The sequence below is a fragment of the Microcystis sp. M113S1 genome (assembly GCF_020246945.1).
In the GTDB taxonomy this organism is placed as follows: domain Bacteria; phylum Cyanobacteriota; class Cyanobacteriia; order Cyanobacteriales; family Microcystaceae; genus Microcystis.
The window spans coordinates 1-8,224 of sequence record NZ_JADBSA010000002.1; the positions used below are offsets into that span (position 1 = coordinate 1).

General features: G+C 43.1%; 12 protein-coding genes and 2 pseudogenes. 7 read left to right on the plus strand and 7 right to left on the minus strand.

Translation table 11 applies throughout. The features are described from left to right. A pseudogene (locus IM319_RS00065) lies at window positions 1-207 on the minus strand (Rpn family recombination-promoting nuclease/putative transposase); the annotation flags it as partial. A gap of 234 nt (window positions 208-441) precedes the next feature. Between IM319_RS00065 and IM319_RS00070 the strand changes: the two are divergent. Then, window positions 442-1,514, plus strand: a pseudogene (locus tag IM319_RS00070) (6-bladed beta-propeller). Between the two features lie 67 nt (window positions 1,515-1,581). Here the strand turns inward: IM319_RS00070 and IM319_RS00075 are convergent. Beyond that, entirely contained in the window at window positions 1,582-1,728 is a 147-nt protein-coding gene (locus IM319_RS00075) for a hypothetical protein (RefSeq protein WP_287734182.1), read from the minus strand. Window positions 1,729-1,987: 259 nt separating this feature from the next. On the opposite strand from IM319_RS00075, the gene IM319_RS00080 reads away from it, so the two are divergent. From IM319_RS00080 to IM319_RS00095, 4 genes are all read left to right on the plus strand, one after another. Further along, the gene (locus IM319_RS00080) at window positions 1,988-2,221 is read left to right on the plus strand and encodes a type II toxin-antitoxin system HigB family toxin (protein ID WP_287734189.1); all 234 of its coding nucleotides are present in this window, start codon (window positions 1,988-1,990) and stop codon (window positions 2,219-2,221) included. Continuing rightward, a complete protein-coding gene (locus tag IM319_RS00085) occupies window positions 2,205-2,624 on the plus strand; it encodes a helix-turn-helix domain-containing protein (RefSeq protein WP_287734184.1) in 420 nt (139 codons plus the stop codon). The genes IM319_RS00080 and IM319_RS00085 overlap by 17 nt, the downstream gene beginning before the upstream one ends. 149 nt (window positions 2,625-2,773) lie before the next feature. Continuing rightward, window positions 2,774-3,667, plus strand: a complete 894-nt coding sequence (gene crtR / locus IM319_RS00090) for a beta-carotene hydroxylase (RefSeq protein ID WP_287734186.1) — start codon at window positions 2,774-2,776, stop codon at window positions 3,665-3,667. A 95-nt stretch (window positions 3,668-3,762) separates the two neighbouring features. Then, complete coding sequence (locus IM319_RS00095) at window positions 3,763-4,080, plus strand: hypothetical protein (protein ID WP_287079865.1); 318 nt, start codon at window positions 3,763-3,765, stop codon at window positions 4,078-4,080. Here IM319_RS00095 and IM319_RS00100 read toward each other — a convergent pair whose 3' ends face one another. The 4 genes from IM319_RS00100 to rplI form a co-directional block, all read right to left on the minus strand. After that, window positions 4,081-4,635 carry a hypothetical protein gene (locus IM319_RS00100; RefSeq protein WP_287734191.1) on the minus strand — a complete coding sequence of 185 codons (555 nt, stop codon included), beginning with the start codon at window positions 4,633-4,635 and terminating at the stop codon, window positions 4,081-4,083. Between the two features lie 137 nt (window positions 4,636-4,772). Further along, the gene (gene xth, locus IM319_RS00105; protein ID WP_287685278.1) at window positions 4,773-5,573 is read right to left on the minus strand and encodes an exodeoxyribonuclease III; all 801 of its coding nucleotides are present in this window, start codon (window positions 5,571-5,573) and stop codon (window positions 4,773-4,775) included. A 22-nt stretch (window positions 5,574-5,595) separates the two neighbouring features. Further along, on the minus strand, window positions 5,596-6,180 hold the full coding sequence (locus IM319_RS00110; RefSeq protein WP_286824469.1) for a chromophore lyase CpcT/CpeT: 585 nt from the start codon (window positions 6,178-6,180) through the stop codon (window positions 5,596-5,598). Between the two features lie 99 nt (window positions 6,181-6,279). Next, a complete protein-coding gene (gene rplI, locus IM319_RS00115) occupies window positions 6,280-6,738 on the minus strand; it encodes a 50S ribosomal protein L9 (protein ID WP_012264300.1) in 459 nt (152 codons plus the stop codon). 317 nt (window positions 6,739-7,055) lie between these two features. On the opposite strand from rplI, the gene IM319_RS00120 reads away from it, so the two are divergent. Further along, window positions 7,056-7,343, plus strand: a complete 288-nt coding sequence (locus IM319_RS00120) for a YggT family protein (protein WP_061430502.1) — start codon at window positions 7,056-7,058, stop codon at window positions 7,341-7,343. Here the strand turns inward: IM319_RS00120 and IM319_RS00125 are convergent. Further along, window positions 7,340-7,780, minus strand: a complete 441-nt coding sequence (locus IM319_RS00125) for a hypothetical protein (protein ID WP_287685280.1) — start codon at window positions 7,778-7,780, stop codon at window positions 7,340-7,342. The genes IM319_RS00120 and IM319_RS00125 overlap by 4 nt on opposite strands. A gap of 91 nt (window positions 7,781-7,871) precedes the next feature. On the opposite strand from IM319_RS00125, the gene IM319_RS00130 reads away from it, so the two are divergent. Beyond that, window positions 7,872-8,224, plus strand: a 353-nt coding sequence (locus IM319_RS00130) for an RNA-guided endonuclease InsQ/TnpB family protein (RefSeq protein WP_287734188.1), incomplete at its 3' end; no start/stop codon positions are given.

Below are 8,224 nucleotides of genomic sequence, written 5' to 3' on the forward strand. Positions count from 1 at the left end.
AGGAATCTGGGAGTCGGGGTCGGTTTGAAATTCGGTATGGAGAATTAATTGCTCTGACTGCAAAAAAATCAGAGAATCAGCGCGAATGGGGTCTAATTGTAATTCCGTCGGGTCGAGGACGGTTAAGGAGAGGGGAGAACCTAATAACCAAGTGGCTAAATCATCGGAGAAGTTTTCGGCGATAAATTTACAAATATTATCAAACATCGTCAGGGATTACTTTCCGTTTCTCCTAGGATACCCTCGGTCGCCGGTGTTGACATCCTCCGACACTATTGCCGAAGAGAATCGTAGCGCGGAATATATTATCGGCAAAATTCAATTCTAATCATCGACTAAACTCTATAAATTTCAGCAAATTTATCACATCTTAACCAGGAATTTCTTGACAATTACTAGAGGAAGGGGTAGCTTGCAATCAGTTTAATTTTGTGGAGCCTTATGCCATTAGTTAACCTTATCAATCACGGGGGGAGCAGAAGCACGGCTTATCAAAGCCTCTGCTGAAATCCTTTTCTCTAGTCACGGCCACTGCGATCGGTTGTATTAGTATCGCCACCAGTGCCACTGCGGCCAGTTTTTCCTTCGCTTTCGGTAGCGCTGGTTCGGGGAACGGTCAGTTCAATGGCCCCTTCGGTATCGCGGTCGATAGCGGTGGTAATATCTATGTGGCTGATACGTTCAACAATCGCGTACAGGTATTCAACTCTAGTGGTGTCTTCCAGTCCACTTTCGGTAGCAACGGTTCGGGGAACGGTCAGTTCAATAGCCCCTACGGTATCGCTGTCGGTAACGGTGGTAATATCTATGTGGCTGATACCAACAACAATCGCGTACAGGTATTCAACTCTAGTGGTGTCTTCCAGTCCACTTTCGGTACCAGTGGTACGGGGAACGGTCAGTTCGTTAGCCCCTACGGTATCGCCGTCGGTAGCGGTGGTAATATCTATGTGACTGATCTTAACAACAATCGCGTACAGGTATTCAACCCCAGTGGTGTTTTCCAGTCCACTTTCGGTAGCGCTGGTTCGGGGGACGGTCAGTTCAATGTCCCCGTCGGTATCGCGGTCGATAGCGGTGGTAATATCTATGTGACTGATCTTAACAACAATCGCGTACAGGTATTCAACTCTAGTGGTGTTTTCCAGTCCGCTTTCGGTAGCGGCGGTACGGGGAACGGTGAGTTCAGTGTCCCCGTCGGTATCGCGGTCGATAGCGGTGGTAATATCTATGTGACTGATCTTAACAACAATCGCGTACAGGTATTCAACTCTAGTGGTGTTTTCCAGTCCGCTTTCGGTAGCGGCGGTACGGGGAACGGTCAGTTCAATAACCCCTCCGGTATCGCGGTCGGTAGCGGTGGTAATATCTATGTGGCTGATTCGTTCAACCGCCGCGTACAGGTATTCAGCCAAAGTCAGCCGCCGGTGTCCACTCCCGAACCTTCTGGTATTATCGGATTAGGGATACTAGGGGGTGGTTTAGTGGTGCGTCGCCTCGCTAAACGTGGTTAATCGCGCTTGGGGTGGGGAGATGAGCCGAAATTTCCCTAATTCCCCTCCCTTTGCGGTTATTAAAGCTTTAATTGTGCTGCTGCCTTTGTAATTCCTCGATAGTTGCGGGGGATAAATCGGTAAATCGGGCAATTGCGATCGCAACTGGTGCGAGGGTGAGGGGTTGGTCAAGGGATTGTTTGAGGGGCATATTCTGAATTGAATTTGGTGACAATACCTGTCATTTTGTCAAGGATTTTGCTATTTATATTTCTTATACTTCATCTAGCTATTGATTACTCGATTGGGGATTCGGGGCGATGCGCTTTTCTGGGGTTCGATTCGGATCGGTCAAATTGACATACACTATAATTATTAGAGTGATCCATGTTTATTTAGGTTAAAAAGAACAATAAAACTAGCGATCAATGCACGTGATCAGTAAAGTTAAATTACGAGAGTTTTAGGAACGCCACTCGGACGCAGAAGACGCTCTGACCGATTGGTATAACTTCGCTAGTAAGGCTAACTGGAAAAATTTAGTAGAGGTTCAAGGTCGCTACCCGAAAGCGGAGGCGGTGGGAAATTTTACAGTTTTTAAGATCAAGGGAAACAAATACCGTTTAATCGCTGACATCAATTATTCTCGTCAAACCATTTTCGTTAAATATATTCTAAGTCACCCTGAATACAATAAGGAGAACTGGAAAAATGATCCCTACTTCTAATCCATTAACCTATGGTGATTTACTGTTGCAGTATCAACCGAAACCGATTAATAACTCGCAAGAATACGAGCGATTTTTAAGCATAATTGAAGGGATGATGTCACGGGAGTTAATCAATGACGAAGGACTATTATTTGATTTACTGGTCTTATTAGTGGAAGAATACGAGCGGAAACATTATCCGATCGCCCGAACAAGTCCTACCGCTACCTTAGAATCTTTACTTGATGAATTCGAGATCGATAGGGAGTGTCTTATCGATATTTTCGGCGATCGGGATAGGGTAGAATCGGTGATGCTGGGGAAACAGGCGATCGCCCCCTCTCAAGCCGAGTCTCTAGCCGAATTTTTTAATCGTTTAAGTGCAAAACTGGCGTTAAGCGCCCGTGATTTTCTCTTGTAGCCTCGCTTTTCCTTCGGGAACCATATAACAAATCCTTACTTTCCTCATAACTTTAGATTAATTAAGATAATGTTACAAAACTTTATGAAAAAGGCGTAGTATGATAATTTACGCCAGTAAAGCGAACACAATAAGGAGCAACACCCATAATGCAGTCGGCCGAGATGTTGCTGACAGTCCCCAAAGAGTATTTAAAAGCACCGGGGGGCTTCAACCCAAACGTTACCATGTTTTTTAGTGCCTTGAGCCTAATAACCCTATCTACCTGTGGCTATTGGCTATGGTCCTGGCCCGACTGGATTTGTTTTACCGCTAATGTCCTCGCTTTACATTTATCGGGGACAGTTATCCACGATGCCTCTCATAATTCTGCCCATAGAAATCGGACATTTAATGCTATTTTAGGTCATGGTAGTGCTTTAATGCTCGGTTTTGCCTTTCCGGTCTTCACTAGAGTCCATTTACAGCACCACGCTCACGTTAACGATCCCGAAAATGATCCGGATCATTTTGTCTCCACTGGTGGACCTTTGTGGATGATTGCGGCCAGATTTTTTTATCACGAGATTTTCTTTTTTAAGCGGCAACTCTGGCGAAAATACGAACTGCTGGAATGGTTTCTCAGTCGTCTTTTTGTTGCTACCATAGTCGTCGTCGCCTGTCAATATGGTTTTATTGGCTATGTGATGAATTTTTGGTTTGTTCCCGCTTTAGTGGTGGGAATTGCCCTCGGTTTATTTTTTGATTATCTTCCTCATCGTCCTTTCCAAGAGCGTAATCGTTGGAAAAATGCTCGCGTTTACCCCAGTCCTCTCTTAAATCTGCTGATTTTAGGGCAGAATTATCATCTCGTGCATCATCTCTGGCCGTCGATTCCCTGGTACAAATACCAACCGGCATACTATGCCACTAAACCGCTTTTAGACGCAAAAGATTGTGAACAGTCTTTAGGCCTACTGCAAGGTAAGAATTTCTGGAGTTTCCTCTACGATGTCTTCTTGGGGATTCGCTTTCACTCCCATTCTTCTAAATCTAGCTCATAGCAGTTATCGTAATGGTGAGGTAGAAAGTTTTCCTTTTGGGGAGTCGGTATCTGTACTGGTTTTGTTGTCAACTTGATTTTTTGAAGGAGGATTTTATGGGTCAACATTGGGGAAAAGCCTTAATTTTAACAACAACTTTCTTGACAATTAACATCGATTATGCTAGGTCTTTAACCTTTGGTGAGGCCGTTGGTATTGGAGCGGGGGCCTTGTTAATCAACCGAGCGGTACAGGATAATAGACAACGTTATCGATTTGTGCCACCAGAGCAAGAATTTCAGCGCGGACTAGAGGACGGGTTTAACTTTGCCCGCTATGATAATCCGCGCAATTCCAGGGACTACGATGACGGTTTTATCGAGGGACGAAGACGCCGGGAGTCGGGTTGGGCCAGTCCCAACCGGAGAAACTAATTATTTTTTTGGTCTGCGTCCCACTTCGGCGGTTTCTTGAATGGAAAATATCCTCAATTTGCCGTCGATGGGAGCGACTTTAGCCACGGCTGCCGATGCCACTATATAGTTATCACCCTCGATGTTGGTAATATTGACTACCCGCTCGCGAGTGATTATCGCCATCTCGTCATTAGCAAGAATATCCACATCCCAATTCTCAGAAAGAACCTCCATACTTTTAATATTTTTGTAGGATTCCTCTAAAAATCTTTTATGTTCCGTGATGCCATCTAACTCAAAAATTTCGGTACTAGCATTGGTTTTAATGGTCAATTGCGAGGAAATAAATGGGGCATAGTGTTTGAGGATTAGGGCGATATTTTTATCTTTAATAGCGGTTTTAATGTCTTCAATCATTGCTTTAATTTCCGCTTCGCTGATTTTTTGTCCCCAATCGCTACTACTCGATTGTTTCACTGGCACTATCGAGGGATTAGCGTGGACAAAAGCGGGGGAGATGCTGGGGAGAAGGGATAAACCGAGCAATAGAACAATTAATTGGGGAGAACGCATAATTAATAAACTTGGTAAATTCAACCCGAATCATAGCATTTTCTCGTTACCGAATAAATCCTCAAGCTGAAAGTCCCCGGTTAGGGAAGCTAAGAGAGCAAAATTCTGGCTGTGCAAAGTCTAGGTTGATCCTTTAGCTATTTTTTGTTTGATATTTCCAGAATAACAGGGGTATGATCGCTAGGTTTTTCTTGTTTTCTGGGTTCTCGATCGATCAGACAATTAACGGCTTTTTCGTATAGCTGAGGAGTTAAATAAAGATGATCGATTCGCCAACCTCGGTTACGAGAAAAACCACCGCTGCGATAATCCCACCAACTATAATGTCCTGCTGCCGAGGTGAATTTTCTAAAGGCATCTTGTAAACCAATTTCTAAGACCTTTTCTAAAGCTTCTCTTTCTTTAGCTGAAGACATAATATGATTTTCTTTGCCCTTGGGATCATAAATATCTTTATCTTCTAAGGCAATATTAAAATCTCCGCAGATACATAATTCTTGAGGTTGAGAATTAATAATTTTATCTAGATATTTCCTAAGAGTTTCTAACCATTTAAGCTTATAAATATACTTATCACTATCTAGGGAAGAACCGTTAGGAACGTAGAGATTAATAATCCGAATATCGCCGATTACTCCAGTAATTACCCGTTTCTGTTCGTCTAGTTCTCCCGTTAAATTTTCGCCGATAATTGGACTAAATCCCATAGTGATATCGCTCATGGGTTTTCGGCTAAAAATCGCCACACCATTGTAGGCTTTTTGTCCAGAAATATAGAGATGATAACCCAAAGATTCAAAAGCTTCTCTGGGAAAATCTCGATCGATTACCTTGGTTTCTTGCAAGCACAAAACCTCAACGGGATTGAGTTGTAACCAGTTAATTACCTGCTCTTGTCGGCTGCGAATCGAGTTGACATTCCATGTGGCGATTTTCATAGCTAAAAACCGAGAATTTTTCTCACACTTCCTCAGCAAAACTGGCGCGACGCACAAACTCAAAGGGACCGGCGATCGAACCCCAGACTAATTGATCGGTTTCGGGATCTAAACCGCGATCAACGCTAATTAATCCCCGTTCACTAATTTCAAAACTATTATCTAAATAAGTCATTCTATCTTTGCGAAAGACTAAACATTGTTTACCCGGTTTCACCACCCCTTTAAAACTGTTACCTGTCCAAGTTACATTCATATCACAACCCAGCATCGGTTCTAATAAGTCTAAGGTGAGATTTTTGAGACGCTGGGGTTCTCTAGAAGCACCAAAAAAGTTAGCTTCCTCTTTAACTTTAAAGTTTTCTAGTTCAATATGATCATCGACTACCGACAATTTAAATACTCGCAAACGATAGGGAGTATTGAGCATAAAATCGTAGGCCTGCTCTAAAAATAAGCTGGTTCCCTTCAGTAATTCATCGGGCAAAGGACGCATACACACGCGAATATGGGCAAAAAAAGGCGGATTAGCAAAAGCTTGTTCTTGATTACTAAAATCCGCCGCCATCCAGCGCGCTAGGGTTTTTATGTCCGTGGAATGAGTCATAGTTTTTGAGATGTGAATGGCTATTAGCTATCAGCCATCAGCTAGTTAATCGCTCTGATAAATTTTCACTGATTACTGATAACTATGCCCCGACAATTGTTATTGTGCAATTACTTTAATTTCAATATCGGCACTAACTTCGGGATGGAGTTTGACTTGTACTTTATAGACTCCCAATTGACCGATATCGGGGACGGTAATACCACGGCGATCGATTTCTAATTTAGCATTTTCTAGAATAACCGTAGCCACATCTTGACTGGTGACAGTACCGAAAATTGCCTCGTTTTCACCCACCTGTTTAGGGATGCTGTAGGGACTGAGTTTTTCGATCGCAGTTTTTCTGGTTTCCGCTTCTTGTTTTTCGGCCAGAAGACGTTGACGCTCTTTTTCTTTCCTAAATTCTGCCTGTTTAATCGCACCCTTGGTGGCTAAAACAGCCACACCTTGGGGGATAAGGTAATTGCGCGCATAACCGGGTGCCACTTCCACCACATCGCCATTTTCACCTAATTTGCTGACTTTTTGATTGAGGATAACCTGCATTCGTTTCGCCATGATCTTGACCTAAAACAATAGTTCCAAAACCCCTATCATACCATGCAATCGTTTTTATGTGTCCTCCCATCCAGACCGTCAGTTAGCTATGGAAAAACTACTTGAACAATCCGAGTCTCCCGAAAAGGAAAACTTCGTACCTCACCATTAAGATAACTGCTGTATCCAGTTTTCTTACCCGGTGTCCGTCAACCCCGATGAATGCCGATAGCCAGTTAAAACCAGTAAGACAGGGCGGCGAGAATAACTAAAGACTATTTTTTTGGTAAGATCAAAGCTAAACTAACCATCACGCCTTCTTGAGGAAAGATTTATTTATGAGCGATATAGGGTTTATTTTGACGATAATCAACAATTTCCTGCAAATTTACTCGGTAATCCTAATTGTTAGGGTTTTACTGACTTGGTTCCAAAATGCCGGTTGGGCCTATCAGATTATGTCTTTTCTCAGTCCGATTACCGATCCCTATTTAAACCTCTTTCGCTCGATTATCCCACCCCTAGGCGGGATGGACTTTTCCCCGATTCTCGCTTTTCTGCTGCTCAACGTTGTTCAGAGTGTCGTAGCCACAGGGGCCAGTAGTTTGGTCAGTAGCAGTTTCTAAATCCGCGGATCAACACTACTGGTAAAACCGGAAGCTTTGAATTTTTCCAGTCGCAAGGGGGTTGGTTGATTGGTAGAAACAGAAATTCTGATCTCGAAATCACTAATCCCCGGTGGCACTTCTGGAATTGCCCCGACTCGGCTACGATTTTGTAAAGCCGGTTCCCCGTTAGCATCGTAAATCCGACCAAAAACATCGGCATCATAGACGGTTTTTCCAGAATTATTTTTAGCTTTGCCGGTGATTAAAAAACAATTAGCCGGAAAACTGGTTCCCCCACTGGTGACACTCCCCTCGGCTAATTCGGGGGGACATTCTTTATAAGATACATCTAATAGTTGAATTGGGGTTAAAGCTTGAGCAGTAGGGATGATGATCCAGCTAGACAGCCAGAAGAGAACAGAAAGCAGTAAAACGGTGAGCGAGCGTGGTGTCATCGAAAATTTTGGGTCTGAAACCCCGTCGTTCTACGACGGCTTTACTATTAAATATTAGCACATTTACGAAATATATGCTAAAATGTGAGACATGGAAAAAGCCTATTCGTTTCGATTTTACCCAACACCAGAACAAGAGTCGCTATTGCGGCGCACTTTGGGCTGTGTAAGATTAGTTTACAACAAAGCTCTCCATCTCAGAACACAAGCATGGTATGAAAGACAAGAAAGAGTAGGATATACTGAAACTTCTTCAATGCTAACCGATTGGAAAAAGCAAGAAGAATTAGACTTTCTCAATAAAGTTAGCTGTGTACCTTTACAACAAGGGTTAAGACACCTACAAACAGCTTTTACCAATTTCTTTGCTGGTCGTACTAAGTATCCTAACTTTAAGAAAAAACATCAAGGAGGAAGTGCCGAATTTACCAAATCTGCTTTTAA

Coding starts and splice junctions, on each gene's coding strand:
- IM319_RS00100 (WP_287734191.1), bottom strand. CDS start 4,635: ATGCGTTCTCCCCAATTAATTGTTCTATTGCTCGGTTTATCCCTTCTC.
- crtR (WP_287734186.1), top strand. CDS start 2,774: ATGCAGTCGGCCGAGATGTTGCTGACAGTCCCCAAAGAGTATTTAAAA.
- IM319_RS00095 (WP_287079865.1), top strand. CDS start 3,763: ATGGGTCAACATTGGGGAAAAGCCTTAATTTTAACAACAACTTTCTTG.
- xth (WP_287685278.1), bottom strand. CDS start 5,573: ATGAAAATCGCCACATGGAATGTCAACTCGATTCGCAGCCGACAAGAG.
- IM319_RS00120 (WP_061430502.1), top strand. CDS start 7,056: ATGAGCGATATAGGGTTTATTTTGACGATAATCAACAATTTCCTGCAA.
- rplI (WP_012264300.1), bottom strand. CDS start 6,738: ATGGCGAAACGAATGCAGGTTATCCTCAATCAAAAAGTCAGCAAATTA.
- IM319_RS00110 (WP_286824469.1), bottom strand. CDS start 6,180: ATGACTCATTCCACGGACATAAAAACCCTAGCGCGCTGGATGGCGGCG.
- IM319_RS00085 (WP_287734184.1), top strand. CDS start 2,205: ATGATCCCTACTTCTAATCCATTAACCTATGGTGATTTACTGTTGCAG.
- IM319_RS00125 (WP_287685280.1), bottom strand. CDS start 7,780: ATGACACCACGCTCGCTCACCGTTTTACTGCTTTCTGTTCTCTTCTGG.